A 15057-nucleotide genomic window follows, 5' to 3' on the forward strand; every position below is an offset into this window, starting at 1 on the left:
CGTAGCTCACCGGATCGTCGGCTTCGGTTTGTGCTCCAGGTGGGAGAGCCCGTTCCAGGCGAGGTTGACCAGGTGCGCGGCGACCTCCTCCTTCTTCGGCTTGCGCGCCTCCAGCCACCACTGGCCGGTGAGCGCGACCATGCCGACCAGCGCCTGGCTGTAGAGGGGCGCGAGCTTGGCGTCGTAGCCGCGGGCGGTGAACTGCAGCCCGAGGATGTGCTCCACCTGGCTGGCTATGTCGTTGAGCAGGCTGGAGAACGTCCCGCTGCTGCTGGCCACCGGGGAGTCGCGGACCAGGACCCGGAAGCCGTCGGTGTTCTCGTCGATGTAGTCGACCAGCGCGTGCGCGGCCTGCTCCAGCAGCACCCTCGGGTGCCCGGCGTCGAGCGCGGAGACGATCAGGTCCAGCAGGTTGCGCATCTCGCGGTCGACGACGACCGCGTACACGCCTTCCTTGCCGCCGAAGTGCTCGTAGACCACGGGCTTGGACACGCCGGCGCGGTGGGCGATCTCCTCGATGGAGGTGCCGTCGAAGCCCTTCTCCGCGAACAGCGCGCGTGCCACGTCCAGCAGTTGTTGGCGTCGTTCCTTGCCCGTCATCCGGGCGCGCGTCCGGGCCGGAGCCCGCGTCGGCGCCGGTTCGGACGCTGAGCGCCCGCGTCTCCGTCCTGCCACTCGACCCACCCTAGGTGAGGGACCCGCGTTCGAGGTGCAGGCCCGAGACAACGAGGTGCCCGCGCGGTTCTCACCGCACGGGCACCTCCGGTCGTGAGCGGTCAGCCCTTGTGGTCGGTGACCGCGATGCGCGCGAGGCGCTTCTCGTTGGGCCAGCGGACCTTCCAGGCCCAGCCCAGCTTCTCGAAGATCCAGATCGTGCGCGCCGAGATGTCCAGCTGACCGCGCAGCACGCCGTGCCGGGCGCAGGTCGGGTCGGCGTGGTGCGAGTTGTGCCAGGACTCGCCGAAGGACAGGATCGCCAGCGGCCAGAAGTTGGCGGCCTTGTCGCGGCTCTTGAACGGCCGCTCACCGATCATGTGGCAGATCGAGTTGACCGACCACGTGATGTGGTGCAGGAACGACACGCGCACGAGCCCGGCCCAGAAGAACCCGGTGAGCGCGCCCCACAGCGACCAGGTGAACAGCCCGCCGAGCAGCGCCGGCAGGACGAGGCTCAGCGCCGTCCACACCGGGAACAGCTTGTTGGCCCAGACGATGTCGCGGTCCTTGAGCAGGTCCGGGGCGAACCGGTCCTCGTTGGTCATCTCGCGGCTGAACATCCAGCCCATGTGGGAGTGCCAGAAACCCTTGGCCAACGCCACGGCGGAGGTGCCGTACAGCCACGGCGAGTGCGGGTCGCCCTCGCGGTCGGAGTAGGCGTGGTGCCGTCGGTGGTCGGCGACCCAGGTGATCACCGGGCCCTGCACCGACATCATTCCCGCGATGGCCAGAGCGATCTTGACGCCGCGGTTGGCCTTGAAGGCGCCGTGGGTGAAGTACCGGTGGAAGCCGACGGTCACGCCCAGGCCGCTGATCAGCCAGAACGCCACCGCCAGGGCGATGTCGACCGGGCCGATTCCCCAGCCCCACAGGACCGGGACGGAAGCGACCAGCGCGGTCATCGGGATCAGGAGGAAGGCGTACACCAAGGACGACCGTCCGGGCGACTGCGGCCCTGTGGTCAGGGGCTTCGGCCCGGATTCAGCGCCGACGCCCGGAGCGGCGACGCGCTCGGTTGCTGCGGTCATGCTCAATACCTCGAATGGCGTTGGGGAGGTGGGTAAACGGTTGTCAGCACCGGGTGGTCGTGGTCCCGCAACACCTCCACCCTACGGGACCGTAACTTACGCTAGCGTAGGTTGTTTGATGCGAAATCGTCACCCCCAGGAGAGAAAAAGCGGCGTGTCGCTATTTTCCGGGCGTGTCTTCACTTCTGTGTTCACCCGATCGTCCGCATCTCGCCGTGCAACCGGGGTCCGCCCCGTTCCGTCTCCCCGGTGTGCCTGCCCAGAACCAGCCGTGCGGGCTTCCGAGCCTCAGCCCCCGACTTCCCGCGACACCTCGACCCCAACGACGGCAGCCGCTCGCTCCGCCCTGCCGCCCGGCACCGCGTCCCCGACCCCCGCGCAACCCCGGCCGGCACTCGGATTCGGCCGGCCACGTGACGATCTCGGCAGGGTGCCACCGGGCGTTGTCATCGACCGGTAAGCTCACGCTGCGGCGCCGGCGCGCAACGCCCGGTTCCGGGGGCCCGATGCGCCCAATCCGCCGTGGTGTAAAGGCAGCACCTCGGATTTTGGTTCCGATGGTCCAGGTTCGAATCCTGGCGGCGGAGCGAGCAGCCCTCCCGGGCCCGACGCGGTACGCGGCGACGCGCACCGCCCGGGATCCCCGGGAGACAAGGTGAACAGGGGGTGTGCGCCGCTGCGCGACGACACTGCCGCCGTGCGCGAAGATCCGGTCACCACGCTGGGCGAGGTATCCGACGCGTGGTTGGTCGGTCGCGCCCGCGAACTCAACGCAGTCGGCCAGCACAGCGCCCCGGCCGGCCAGTCCAGCACGATCCGCGAAGCCGACAACCTCCTCACCGAAGCCCAGCGCCGGGGCGAACCGCGCATCGTCGCCCAGCTCCTCCGGCACTGCGCCGCCCTGCGCCTGACCACCGCCGAACTGGTCGACAGCGCCGACGCGCTGCTGGACGAGCTGCTCAGCCACACCAAGCGCCACGGCCTCGAAGTGCTGCAGGCCGACGCGCACGCGCTGCGCGGCCGGCGCGCGCTGCTCGTGGGCGCCGAGGACAACGCGCTGACCGAGGTCGCGCACGGCCTGGCGATGCTCGACGAGGAGCTGGCCCCCGACCGCACGCTCGGCCGCCGCTCCTGGGAACGCCTGCTGGCCACCTCGCTGATCGACATCGGCCTGGTGCTGACCCAGCTGGGCGTCTACGAGATGGCCGACGAGGTGATGGCCCGCGCCCACCAGCGCATCCGCGAGAGCGGCGGGCCGCACGAGATCGCCGTGCACATGATCAACCGCTGCCGCATGCAGCTGGGCTGGGGTCTGCGGCTCGAACGCGTCGGCCTGCAGGACGAGGCGGCCAGCCAGTTCTCCACCGCCTCCGCGCTCGCCGTCGCCGTCGAGGGCCCGTGGCGGGAATCGCTGTTCCCGCGCGTGTCCAACCGCACCGCCGCCGAGCAGATGCCGGTGCTGGGCGCCGCGCACGCCCTGGCCTCCCCGTCGGCCGACCACATCACGCGGCTGGAGGAGATGCGCCACCTCGACCGCTCGATGCACCCGCGGGAGCAGATCATCATGGCGATCGCGCTCTCCCGCTGCCTGGTGCGCGGCGACCACCGCGACGACGCGGTGCGGGTGCTGTCGGAGACGCTGACCACGCTCAGCCACGACTCCTCCGAGCCGACCCTGCGGATCTCGCTGGCCAGGGAGTTCGCGCTGCTCACCGAGCTGGCCCCGGACCGCCCCCGCGACGCCCTGCGCGACTACGCGCTGGAGCTGGAGACCGAGCTGTGGGCGATGCGCGAGGCCCGGGTGTCCACATTGGCCACTCGCCTGGAGAACTCGCGGCTGAGCCACAAGCACGACGCGATCACCCGGCAGGCCCGCGAGGACCCGCTGACCGGGTTGTCCAACCGGCGCGCGCTCGACGACCGGCTCGAGACCCTGCTCGGCGCCCCGGAGGTGCAGCCGCTGGCGGTCGCGCTGGTGGACCTGGACGGCTTCAAGGGCGTCAACGACCGCTGCTCGCACGCCGAAGGCGACGACGTGCTGCGCACCGTCGCCCGCAACCTGCGCGACACGCTGCGCACCGACGACTTCGTGGCCCGCTACGGCGGTGACGAGTTCGTGGTCCTGCTGCCCGGCGCGACGCTCAGCGCCGCCGAGGCCGCGCTGCACCGCACCGTGGAGGCCGTCGACGGCCTGGCGCCGGAGCTGTCCCGAGGTGTGACGCTGTCGATCGGCGTCGTCGCGATGCGCCCGCAGGAGTCCGCCGCGCAGGTCCTCGCCCGCGCCGACGCCGCGATGTACCAGGCGAAGCGCAACGGCGGGAACCGCGTCACAGCACTCTCCGGAGTCAACGACCGCACCGAGCCTCACCCGGTCGAGCCGCCGCCCGAAATCGATCAAGCTGTCTGGATTCCGCCGGACGCGCGCTGAAGCGACGTGTCAACTGGTCGGGGAAAGATCACATTGGCCCAGCTAGGGGGCCCTTTCATCCGTCACCGTCCAGCCGAACGGCGGTACCATCGCAGCTGCTGCCGGAAGGGCAGGGGCGCCGAAGGTGAAGGACGACCCGTGCGGTTACCCTTCACCCGCTTGGACGCAACAGGCACGTCGGCCGGCGCCGGATCCAGACTCGGCAGGCCGCTTCTAGAGATCAAGGGAGAGCGCTGATGCTCCAGGGCGACAACGCCCAGCCCTCCTCTCAGCGCGCTGCTGCGCACCCGGAACCGGTCAGCACGGTCGTGCTGGCGGCCGGGGAGGGCACCAGGATGCGATCGGCGACACCGAAGGTGCTGCACCGGATCGCCGGCAGGCCCCTCGTCGAACACGCCGTCCGCGCCGCTGCGGGGATCGATCCCGATCAACTGGTCGTCGTGCTCGGGCACGGACGCGACGCCGTCGCCGAGCACCTGAGCTCGGTGTCGGACTCGCTCGGCCGCCCGATCACCACCGCCGTCCAAGAAGAGCAGCTGGGCACCGGCCACGCCGTGTCCTGCGGCCTGTCCGAGCTCCCCGACGGTCTCGCCGGAACGGTGCTGGTCAGCTACGGCGACGTGCCGCTGCTCGACGCGGGCACGCTGCGCGCGATGCTCGACGAGCACGCCGCGTCCGGCAACGCCGTCACGGTGCTGACCTCGGTCGTCGCCGACCCGACCGGCTACGGCCGGATCACCCGCGACGCCTCCGGTGAGGTCACCGGCATCGTCGAGCAGAAGGACGCCACCGCCGAGCAGGCCGCGATCACCGAGATCAACTCCGGGGTCTACGCCTTCGACGCCGAGGTGCTCACCGGCGCGCTCAAGCGGCTGTCCACCGACAACGCCCAGGGCGAGCTCTACCTGACCGACGTGCTGTCCATCGCGCGCGGCGACGGGCGCAGCGTCGGCACCATGATCTGCTCGGACACCTGGCTGGTCGAAGGCGTCAACGACCGGGTGCAGCTGTCCCGGCTCGGCGCCGAGCTCAACCGCCGGCTGGTGACGCGCTGGATGCGCGAGGGAGTCACCGTCATCGACCCGGCCGCGGTGTGGCTGGACTGCGACGTGACCCTGGCCCGCGACGTGACGCTGGAGCCGGGCGTGCAGCTGCGCGCGGGCACCACCGTCGGCGAGGGCGCCACCGTCGGCCCGGACACCACGCTGACGAACTGCACGATCCACCCCGGCGCGTCTGTGGTGCGCACCCACGGCGAGGGCGCGGAGATCGGCCCGAACGCCAACGTCGGCCCCTTCGCCTTCCTGCGGCCCGGCACCTCGCTGGGCGCGAAGGGCAAGATCGGCACCTTCGTCGAGACCAAGAACGCCGAGATCGGCGACGGCACCAAGGTGCCGCACCTGAGCTACGTCGGCGACGCGACGATCGGCGAGAAGTCCAACATCGGCGCCGCCACCGTCTTCGTCAACTACGACGGTGTGAACAAGCATCACACGAAAATCGGATCACACTCCCGGACCGGCGCGGACAACATGTTCGTCGCACCGGTGGAGATCGGCGACGGCGCTTACACCGCCGCCGGCTCGGTGATCACCCAGGATGTCCCCCCGGGCGCGATGGCGGTCGCCCGCGGGAGGCAACGAAACATCGATGGCTGGGTGGCCAAGCGCCGCCCGGGCACCGCCGCCGACCAGGCCGCACAGCGGGCTTTGGGCAATGAACCGACCGATGACGCAGAGACGTCGAACGGGGAGGGACGATGACCGTGAGTGCCATGTCTGCGACCCCGAAGAAGAGCCTCAAGCTCTTCTCCGGCCGCAGCCACCCGGAACTTGCCGAGGAGGTGGCCAAGCAGCTCGACGTGACGGTCACGCCCCAGGCCGCGTACCAGTTCGCCAACGGCGAGATCTTCGTGCGCTACGACGAGTCCGTTCGTGGCTGCGACGCCTTTGTGATCCAGTCGCACTGCACGCCGCTCAATGACGCGATCATGGAGCAGCTGATCATGGTGGACGCGCTCAAGCGCGCCAGCGCCAAGCGCATCACCGTGGTCATCCCGTTCTACGGCTACGCCCGTCAGGACAAGAAGCACAAGGGCCGCGAGCCGATCTCGGCGCGGCTGATGGCGGACCTGTTCAAGACCGCCGGTGCTGACCGGATCATGGTCGTGGACCTGCACACCGACCAGATCCAGGGCTTCTTCGACGGTCCGGTGGACCACCTGATGGCGCAGAAGCTGCTCGCGAACTACATCAGCGAGACCTACACCGACCAGAACATCACCGTGGTCTCCCCGGACTCCGGTCGTGTTCGCGTCGCCGAGAAGTGGGCCGACGACCTGGGTGGCACGCCGCTGGCGTTCATCCACAAGACCCGCGACCCCAGCAAGCCCAACCAGGTGGTCGCCAACCGCGTCGTCGGTGACGTCGAGGGCCGGCTGTGCGTGCTGGTCGACGACATGATCGACACCGGCGGCACGATCACCAAGGCCACCGAGCAGCTGATCGCGGCCGGTGCCAGCGACGTCATCATCGCCTCCACGCACGCCGTGCTGTCCGGCCCCGCCGTGGAGCGGCTGTCGAACTGCGGCGCCAAGGAGGTCGTGCTGACCAACACGCTGCCGATCCCGGACGAGCGCCGGTTCCCGAACCTCACGGTCCTGTCGATCGCCCCGCTCGTCGCGGAAGCGATCCACCAGGTCTTCGAGGACGGCTCGGTCACCAGCCTCTTCGACGGTCGCGCCTGACGGTCCACGTCGACGCGAAAGGCCCCGGCCCCTCTGGACCGGGGCCTTTCGCCGTCTCGGGGCGAGGAAGTTTTCATGAGAACTTCGGCGACAACGGGGGTCAGAGGGTGGTGACGACCTCGTCGTAGTCGAGGCGGGGCAGGCGCTCCATCCAGGGGTTCTCGCCGGGCTTGCCGATGTTGGCGACGACCAGGGCCTGCTGGTCGCCCTCCGGGAAGAACTCGGCGTTGATGCCCGCGGCGTCCAGCCCGGTCATCGGGCCGACGGCGAGCCCTGCGGCCCGGACGCCGAGGAAGAAGTAGCCGGCCTGCAGCGTGGCGTTCAGCTTCGCGTTCTGCTCCCGGAAAACCGGGTCGGCGAAGATGTCCTTGGCCTCGGGCTTGTGCGGGAAGACCTTCGGCAGGTTCTCGTGGAACTCGGTGTCCGCTGCCAGGATCGCGACCAGCGGAGCCTGCTCGGTCTTGGCCCGGTTGCCCTCCATCAGGTGCGGCAGCAGGCGCTGCTTGGCCTCGGCCGAGCGCAGCAGCACGATCCGCAGCGGCTGCTGGTTCATCGAGGTCGGGGCCCACTTGACGAGGTCGTAGATCGCCTGGACCTGCTCGTCGGTCACGGGCTCGTCGCTGAAGGAGTTGGCGGTGCGGGCCTCGCGGAACAGCAGGTTCTGGGCCTCGGCGTCGAGGGCGAGCTCGGACTGGGACAGGGTCATGGGGTCACTCCTGGGCGATCGGGCGGTCTCACCGGCCGGTAGGCGGACTTCCCGGCCACACGTCACCAACATTCTTGAACTGTCAACGATTCCCGGTGAAGGGGCCTGTAAGCGGAGTCACCGCGACGACCCGTTCGGGCGTCGTGTCCACCCGTGCGAAAACGGCTATGCAAGCACCGTTTAGACTATTCGGGTTGCCTCGGCGAGGTCGGGACGTACGCCCGGCGTGATCGGCGCGGTGGCACGGTGACGGTCGGTCGAATTCTCCTCCGGCGCACTGATGTCGCGCACTCTCCTGGTGCCGTTTCCACCGGCACCGGTCGATCACCCCAGTAGCGCGCCCCACCGCCGCAGGCCAGCGAACAACTCACGTTCCGCCCGACGTCTTCAAGGAGTGCACCACCGTGTCCGAGGTAACCATCGCAGTCGAGCAGCGCAACGAGTTCGGCAAGGGAGCGGCTCGCCGCACCCGTCGTGCCGGCCAGATCCCCGCGGTCCTCTACGGCCACGGCTCCGACCCGAAGCACCTGTCGCTGCCCAGCGTCGAGTTCGCCCGCGCCATCCGTGAGAACGGCCACAACGCGGTGCTGACGCTCGAGGTCGCGGGTTCCGGCAAGGAGCTCGCGCTGACCAAGACCATCACCGCCCACCCGATCAAGGGCTACATCGAGCACGTCGACCTGCTGCTGGTCAAGCGCGGCGAGAAGGTCACCGTCAACGTCCCGATCGTCGTCTCCGGTGACGCCGCCTCCGGCGCCCTGGTCAGCCAGGAGCTCACCGAGGTCGAGGTCGAGGCCGAGGCCCTGCACATCCCGGAGCAGATCGAGCTGTCGATCGAGGGCGTCGAGATCGGCACCCAGCTGCACGCCTCCGACCTGAAGCTGCCCAAGGGCACGACCCTGGTGTCCGACCCGGAGACCATGGTCGTCAACGTCTCCGAGGCCTCGGCCTCCATGGAGGAGGACTCCGCTTCCGAGGGCGAAGAGGCCGCCGAGGAAGCGGCTTCCGAAGAAGCCTGAGCCTGACGACGTCGGGCGCTCCCGCGCCGTCCCCCAACCGGGGGGCGGCGCGGGTTCTGCCTCGGCAAGAGGGAGACTTACTTCCGTGACCACTGCGGACGCGGTTTCTGTGATCGTCGGGCTGGGCAATCCCGGTCCGCGCTACGAGGGCAACCGGCACAACATCGGCTTCCTCGTCGCGGACGAGCTGGCCGCTCGCGTCGGCGGCAAGTTCAAGTCCCACAAGTCCGGTGCCGACGCCGTCGAAGGGCGGCTGGGCGGCGCCCGGTCCGTGCTGGTCAAGCCGCGTTCGTTCATGAACCTCTCCGGCGGCCCGGTCGCCGGCGCGGTGAAGTTCTTCAAGACAGCGCCCGAGTCGCTGATCGTCATCCACGACGAGCTGGACCTGCCCTACGGCACGATCCGGATCAAGCAGGGCGGCGGCGAGAACGGCCACAACGGGCTGCGCTCCATCTCCAAGTCCCTGGGCACCCGCGACTACCTGCGGGTCCGCTTCGGCGTCGGGCGCCCGCCCGGCCGGATGGACCCCGCCGACTACGTGCTCAAGGACTTCTCCGGCACCGAGCGCAAAGAGCTCGCCTACTTCATCGACCTCTGCGCCGACGCGGTGGAAGCGCTGGTCACCAAGGGCCTGGAAGCCGCCCAGAACGAGTTCCACTGACCCCGCTCTGACGCGATCGCGGGTCCGAACCGCCCCTCACCGATGCGGTACCAGGTCCGCCGTGGCCGCCCGGCGGAGCTTCCCCGACGGCGTCTTCGGGAGCGTCCCCGGCGGCAGCACGACGACCTCCGCGGGGCGGACGCCGACGGCGTCGACGATGCGGGACACGACCTCCTTGCGCAGCGCCTTCTCCGCGTCCTCCGAACCCGCCTGCTTGGACTCCAGCACCACCGCGAAGCGCTCGCGCCTGCTGCCCGCCTCCAGCCGGACCGCCGCCGCGTTGCCGGCGCGGACCCCCGGGACCTCGCAGGCGGCCCGCTCGATGTCGACCGGGTAGATGTTGCGGCCGCCCATGATGATCACGTCCTTGCGACGCCCGCAGATCACCACCTGACCGTCGGCCAGGTACCCCTCGTCGCCGGTGTCCAGCCAGCCGTCGGCGTCCTGCACCTCCTGCGGACCGTCCACCGTGAGGTAGCCCGGGGTGACGGCCTCGCCGCGGATGCGCAGCCGCCCGACCTGCCGGTCGGCGAGCTCCTCCCCCGCGTCGTCGACGACGTCGACCTCCAGGCCCGGCAGCGGGTGCCCCAGCAGCGCGAACCGGCGCGCGTGCGGTTCCTCGGAATCGACCGGCTCGGCGACGTGCCGCTTCTCCAAGCCCTCGGCGTCGACCACGTCGGTCTCCAAGCCGCGACGCAGCGGGGCGAACGAGACCGCGAGGGTCGCCTCGGCCATGCCGAAGGCGCACACCATGCAGTCCGGGGTGAGGCCGAAGCGCGCCCCGGCGTCGGTGAACGCCTGCGCCGCCGCGGGATCGATGGGCTCGGCCCCGTTGAGCGTGAAGCGCAGGCTCGACAGATCGAAGTCCTCGTCGGCTCGCGCCATCCGGCGGCCGACGACGGCGTAGGCGAAGTTCGGCGCGGCGGTGACCGTGGCGCGGTACTTGCTGATCAGCTGCGGCCACACCAGCGGTCCGGCCAGGAAGTCCGACGGGGTGATCTTGACCGTGGTCATGCCGATCGCCATCGGCACGGTCAGGCAGCCGACCATCCCCATGTCGTGGAACAGCGGCAACCAGGACACCGCGACGTCGTGCTCCGGGTCGAGCTCGGCGGCGGTGACCATCGCGCGCAGGTTGGCGTTGAGGTTGCGGTGGGTGATCCGGACGGCCTTCGGATCGGCGGTGGACCCGCTGGTCAGCTGCAGCAGCGCCGTCTCGTCCTCGCCGACCTCGACCGGCCCGGCCAGCGGCTCCGCGTCGGTGGCGGCGAGACCGGCGAGGTCGCGGTAGGCGATGCCGTTGTCTTCCAGCACCCCCGCCAGCTGCTCGAACGGCGGGCCGAGCAGCACCAGCCGCGCGCCGATCATCTTCAGCACCTTGAGGGTGTCCTCGGCCCAGTGCCCGAGGTCGGTGCGCGGCGTCGGCTGGTGCAGCATCGTCACGCTGCCACCGCCGAGCCACACCGCCTGCACGGCGGGACCGATCAGACCGGGATCGGCGGCCAGGATCGCGACGGCCGCACCGGGCCGGAGCTGCTCACCCAATCCACCGGCCATCCGCAGCGCGGCGTCGTGCACCTGCGCCCAGCTCCGGAACAAGGGCTCCGCGGGCTCTCCGGTGATGAGCCCGCGAGCCCCTTCACCGGAGTTCCGCCGAGCCGACGCCACCAAGGTCTCCACGAACCGACTCATGTGACGCAGCTTACGATCCGGAAAACCCGGAGGCACGCCTCAACGCCCGACCGTGCACACCGAAAACTCCCGCAATCGGGGAACGGATTACCGGAGCAATCCGTCACCTCCGTCGAGAGCGGAGCGTTCCGATCACACCGTCGGGGAGTTCCAGGCTGCGGAGAGCCGCCGGGTTCAGCTACCCGAGTTGGTCGGCCAGCTCCATCCAGCGGGTTTCGAGGTCGTCCTTCTCCTGCTGCAAGGACTGGAGCTCCGCGTTGAGCTTGGCCAGGCGGTCGGGCTCGGTGGCCGCCTCGGCGAGCTTCTCGTGCAGGTCGGACTCGCGCTTGGCGAGCTTGTCGAGCTGCCGCTCGAAGCGGGAGAGCTCCTTGCGGGCCGCGTGCTCCTCGGCGCCCGACAGCCCCCGCGACTCCGGCGCGTCGGTGGCCTGCTTGCCGACGCTGCTCTCCGCCGCCAGCAGCGAATGACGCCGCTGCAGGTACTCGTCGATCCCGCCGGGCAGGTGGGTGAGCTTGCCGTCGCCGAACAGCGCGTGGACGCTGTCGCAGACCCGCTCGACCAGGTACCGGTCGTGCGAGACCACGATCATCGTGCCCGGCCAGGTGTCGAGCAGGTCCTCCAGCTGCTGGAGGGTGTCGATGTCCAGGTCGTTCGTCGGCTCGTCGAGGATCAGCACGTTCGGCTCGGCCATCAGCAGCCGCGCCAGCTGCAACCGGCGGCGCTCGCCACCGGAGAGGTCGCCGACCGGCGTCCACTGCCTGCCCTTGCCGAACCCGAACCGCTCCCCCAGCTGCGAGGCCGACAGCTCGTACTTGCCGAGGGTGACGGTCTTGGCGACGTTCTCGATCGCCTCCAGCACCCGCCAGTTGCCCGGCAGGTCGTGCAGCTCCTGCGTCAGGTGCGCCATCCGCACCGTCTTGCCCTCGACGCGCTTGCCCGCGTCCGGTTCGCGCTCCCCCGCCAGCAGCTTGAGCAGCGTCGTCTTGCCGGAACCGTTGACGCCCACCAGACCGATCCGGTCGCCCGGCCCGATCCGCCACGTCACGTTCTCCAGCAGCGCCCGATCGGCGATCCGCAGGTCGACGTCCTCCAGCTCCAGCACGGTGCGACCCAGCCGGCGCTTGGCGAAGGCCAGCAGCTCGACGGAGTCGCGCGGCTCCGGGACGTCGGAGATCAGCGCTTCGGCCGCCTCGACGCGGTAGCGGGGCTTGGAGGTGCGGGCCTTCGCTCCGCGCTGCAACCAGGCGAGCTCCTTGCGGGCCAGGTTCTGCCGCCGCTCCTCGGTGGCCTGCGCGATGCGGGCGCGCTCGGCGCGGGCGAAGATCCAGTCCGCGTAGCCGCCCTCGTACTGCTCGACCTTGCCGTCCACGACCTCCCAGGTCCGGTTGCAGACGGTGTCGAGGAACCAGCGGTCGTGCGTCACGATCACCAGCGCGCACTTGCGTTCCAGCAGGTGATCGGCCAGCCAGCGCACGCCTTCGATGTCGAGGTGGTTGGTGGGCTCGTCGAGCACCAGCAGGTCGAGGTCGCGCACGAGCGCGGCGGCCAGCGCCACGCGGCGGCGTTCCCCGCCCGAGAAGTTCTTGACCGGGGTGTCCAGGCCGAGCCGCGTCATGCCCAGACCGCCCAGCACCGATCGCACCCGCGGGTCGGCGGCCCACTCGTGCTCGGCGGTGAAGCCGTGCGGATCGAGGACGGCGTTGCGCACGGTGGCGTCCTCGTCGAGCTCGGTGCGCTGGGTGACCACGGCCATCCGCAGGTCGCGGGACTGCGAGACCCGGCCGTCGTCGGGTTCTGCGAAACCGGCGAGGATTTCCAGCAGCGTCGTCTTGCCGCCGCCGTTGAGACCGACGACGCCGATCCGCTCGCCTTCGGACACGCCCAGCGACACGCCGTCCAGCAGCGGGCGCACGCCGTAGGACTTGCTGACCGTTTCCAGGTTGACCAGGTTCACCATCGAGGTTTCGACTACTCCATCACGCGTGGACTTGGGGCGGGGTGGGGCGATGGGCCGGCTCCTCGGAGACGACCTTGGCCCCCGGCACCGGGCCGTGCGCGACGCGGACGGTCCGGCAGACGCCCGCGCCCGAGAGCTCCGCGGCGACCCGGACCGCCTCGTCGGAGTCGGTGCACAGGAAGGCGCAGGTCGGGCCGGAGCCCGAGACGATGCCGGCCAGCGCGCCCGCCTGCACGCCCGCGCGCAGCGTGCGGCGCAGGCCCGGGCGCAGCGAGACCGCCGCGGATTGCAGGTCGTTGCCCAGCAGCAGCGCGAGCTGCCGGGGATCGCCGGAGGCCAGCGCCTCCAGCAGGGGTTCCACCTCACCGATGCGGCCGTTGCCGTTGTCCGCGCGGAGCCGGTCCAGCTCGCCGTAGACGCCGGGTGTGCTCAGGCCTTCGCGGTCGAGCGCGATGACCCAGTGGTAGGTGTGCCGGGCCAGGACCGGGACCAGCCGCTCGCCGCGCCCGGTGCCCAGGGCGGTGCCGCCCTGCAGCGAGAACGGCACGTCGCTGCCGATCTTGCCGGCGAGCTCGCTGAGCTCGTCGCGGCCCAGTTCCAGCCGCCAGAGCTGGTTGACCGCCTGCAACGTGGCGGCGGCGTCGGCGCTGCCACCGGCCATGCCGCCGGCGACCGGGATGCCCTTGTTGATCGAGATCCGCACGCCGGGATTCTCCGGATCGCGCCCGCAGTGCTCGGCCAGCAGTCGCACCGCTTTCCACGCGAGGTTCTCCGGTCCGGTGGGGACCTCGTCGGCTCCCTCGCCCTTGACCTCGATGGCCGGCTCGTCCGCCGCCACCACCGTGACGTCGTCGGTCAGCGACAGAGCCTGGAAGACGGTGACCAGCTCGTGGTAGCCGTCCGGACGCGCGTCACCCACCGAGAGGTGGAGGTTCACCTTCGCCGGGACGCGGACGGTGATCGGTGTAGGAACCACGGAGAGCACACCAAGAGCCTACGTGGCCGGAGAACCTCACCGCCCACTTCCCTGCGCACAGCCCCACCCCAGCCACAAATCCCCCGGTGACCGGCCACCCGAACCCGCCACCCCGGGGACCCTGATTACTCCCGTATTCCGGTCCCCGATTACGGCCGCAATCGGGGACCGGAATACGGGAGTAATCGGACGGGTGAGGGCCGGGGTGGTCGATGGTCGACCGCCCCGGCCCTCGTGTCACGCCGCAGGAGTCAGGAGGCGGGGACGACGGCGACGCCGCCCCACTCCTCGTTGATGAAGTCCTTGACCTGCTGGCTGCGCAGGAGCTCGGCGAGCTTGAGCACGCGCGGGTCCTTGGCCAGCGCCGGGCTGGTCACCAGGCCGTTGGCGTAGGGGTTGCCCTGCGCGCTCTCCACCAGCAGCGGGTTCGACAGCTTCGCCTTGATCGCGTAGTTGCCGTTGACCACCGCGGCGGCCGCATCGTCGATCGAACGCGGCAGCTGGTCCGGGGACAGGTCCTTGAGCTGGATGTTCTTCGGGTTCTCCGCGATGGCGGCGTCCAGCCGGGTACCGACGGCGGCCTCCGGCTTGAGCTTGATCAGACCGCCCTGCTCCAGCAGCTTCAGGCCGCGGAACTGGTTGGCCGGGTCGTTGGACAGCGTCACCGTGGCGCCCGCGGGCAGGTCGGTCAGCGACTTGGCCTGCTTGGAGTAGACGGCCAGCGGCTCCAGGTGCACCGGCTCGATCCAGGTGAACTCGCCGCCGCGCTCCTTGCGGTACTCCTCCAGGTACGGCACGTGCTGGAAGTAGTTCGCGTCCAGCTCGCCGTTGGCGACGGCCTCGTTCGGCCGGTTGTAGTCGTCGAACTTCTCGATCTCGATGTCGATCCCGGCCTGCTGGGCCAGGTTGTCGTCGACGTACTGCAGGATCTCGCCGTGCGGCGTGGGGCTGACGCCGATCTTCAGCGGCGCGTTGGGGTCTTCGGCGGCGGAACCACCACCGCAGGCGGCCAGCAGAACCCCGGCCGAGGCGAGCAGTGCGGCGAAGCGCAAACGCATGTCGTGCGTCCTTTCAACGAGCCTGTTTTTCAGGCAGGCAGAGATCGCGCACCGTCCTCGTGGGACGGA

Annotated in this window: 12 protein-coding genes and 1 tRNA gene; 6 read left to right on the plus strand and 7 right to left on the minus strand. The window is 70.2% G+C overall.

The window, feature by feature from the left end; translation table 11 throughout:
- Nucleotides 1-6: 6 nt before the first annotated feature.
- On the minus strand, nucleotides 7-600 hold the full coding sequence (locus KBO27_RS17450) for a TetR/AcrR family transcriptional regulator (RefSeq protein ID WP_132681336.1): 594 nt from the start codon (nucleotides 598-600) through the stop codon (nucleotides 7-9).
- Nucleotides 601-776: 176 nt separating this feature from the next.
- Nucleotides 777-1745: an acyl-CoA desaturase gene (locus KBO27_RS17455; RefSeq protein WP_210971059.1), complete on the minus strand. Its 969-nt coding sequence runs from the start codon at nucleotides 1743-1745 to the stop codon at nucleotides 777-779.
- Between the two features lie 516 nt (nucleotides 1746-2261).
- On the opposite strand from KBO27_RS17455, the gene KBO27_RS17460 reads away from it, so the two are divergent.
- The 4 genes from KBO27_RS17460 to KBO27_RS17475 all read left to right on the plus strand — a co-directional run bounded on the left by KBO27_RS17460 (nucleotide 2262) and on the right by KBO27_RS17475 (nucleotide 6919).
- Nucleotides 2262-2332, plus strand: a tRNA-Gln gene (locus tag KBO27_RS17460).
- Nucleotides 2333-2442: 110 nt separating this feature from the next.
- Complete coding sequence (locus KBO27_RS17465; RefSeq protein ID WP_210971060.1) at nucleotides 2443-4173, plus strand: GGDEF domain-containing protein; 1731 nt, start codon at nucleotides 2443-2445, stop codon at nucleotides 4171-4173.
- Nucleotides 4174-4409: 236 nt separating this feature from the next.
- Entirely contained in the window at nucleotides 4410-5936 is a 1527-nt protein-coding gene (gene glmU / locus KBO27_RS17470; protein WP_210971061.1) for a bifunctional UDP-N-acetylglucosamine diphosphorylase/glucosamine-1-phosphate N-acetyltransferase GlmU, read from the plus strand.
- 2 nt (nucleotides 5937-5938) lie between these two features.
- Nucleotides 5939-6919 carry a ribose-phosphate diphosphokinase gene (locus tag KBO27_RS17475; protein ID WP_210971226.1) on the plus strand — a complete coding sequence of 327 codons (981 nt, stop codon included), beginning with the start codon at nucleotides 5939-5941 and terminating at the stop codon, nucleotides 6917-6919.
- Nucleotides 6920-7019: 100 nt separating this feature from the next.
- Here the strand turns inward: KBO27_RS17475 and KBO27_RS17480 are convergent, their stop codons facing one another.
- Nucleotides 7020-7625 carry a malonic semialdehyde reductase gene (locus KBO27_RS17480; RefSeq protein ID WP_210971062.1) on the minus strand — a complete coding sequence of 202 codons (606 nt, stop codon included), beginning with the start codon at nucleotides 7623-7625 and terminating at the stop codon, nucleotides 7020-7022.
- 404 nt (nucleotides 7626-8029) lie between these two features.
- Between KBO27_RS17480 and KBO27_RS17485 the strand changes: the two genes are divergently transcribed.
- Together KBO27_RS17485 and pth are read left to right on the plus strand one after the other, a co-directional pair.
- Nucleotides 8030-8644: a 50S ribosomal protein L25/general stress protein Ctc gene (locus KBO27_RS17485; RefSeq protein ID WP_210971063.1), complete on the plus strand. Its 615-nt coding sequence runs from the start codon at nucleotides 8030-8032 to the stop codon at nucleotides 8642-8644.
- An 85-nt stretch (nucleotides 8645-8729) separates the two neighbouring features.
- Complete coding sequence (gene pth, locus KBO27_RS17490) at nucleotides 8730-9305, plus strand: aminoacyl-tRNA hydrolase (RefSeq protein ID WP_132679364.1); 576 nt, start codon at nucleotides 8730-8732, stop codon at nucleotides 9303-9305.
- 36 nt (nucleotides 9306-9341) lie between these two features.
- On the opposite strand, the gene KBO27_RS17495 is transcribed toward pth, so the two are convergent.
- From KBO27_RS17495 to KBO27_RS17510, 4 genes are all read right to left on the minus strand, one after another.
- Nucleotides 9342-10997, minus strand: coding sequence for a fatty acyl-AMP ligase (locus tag KBO27_RS17495; RefSeq protein ID WP_210971064.1), 1656 nt, complete (start codon nucleotides 10995-10997; stop codon nucleotides 9342-9344).
- Nucleotides 10998-11175: 178 nt separating this feature from the next.
- Entirely contained in the window at nucleotides 11176-12954 is a 1779-nt protein-coding gene (locus tag KBO27_RS17500; RefSeq protein WP_210971065.1) for an ABC-F family ATP-binding cassette domain-containing protein, read from the minus strand.
- A gap of 19 nt (nucleotides 12955-12973) precedes the next feature.
- The gene (locus KBO27_RS17505) at nucleotides 12974-13930 is read right to left on the minus strand and encodes a 4-(cytidine 5'-diphospho)-2-C-methyl-D-erythritol kinase (RefSeq protein WP_210971227.1); all 957 of its coding nucleotides are present in this window, start codon (nucleotides 13928-13930) and stop codon (nucleotides 12974-12976) included.
- Nucleotides 13931-14181: 251 nt separating this feature from the next.
- Nucleotides 14182-14988, minus strand: a complete 807-nt coding sequence (locus tag KBO27_RS17510; protein ID WP_210971066.1) for a MetQ/NlpA family ABC transporter substrate-binding protein — start codon at nucleotides 14986-14988, stop codon at nucleotides 14182-14184.
- Nucleotides 14989-15057: the final 69 nt, after the last annotated feature.

Source organism: Saccharopolyspora endophytica, assembly GCF_018070075.1.
GTDB classification, from domain to species: domain Bacteria; phylum Actinomycetota; class Actinomycetes; order Mycobacteriales; family Pseudonocardiaceae; genus Saccharopolyspora; species Saccharopolyspora endophytica.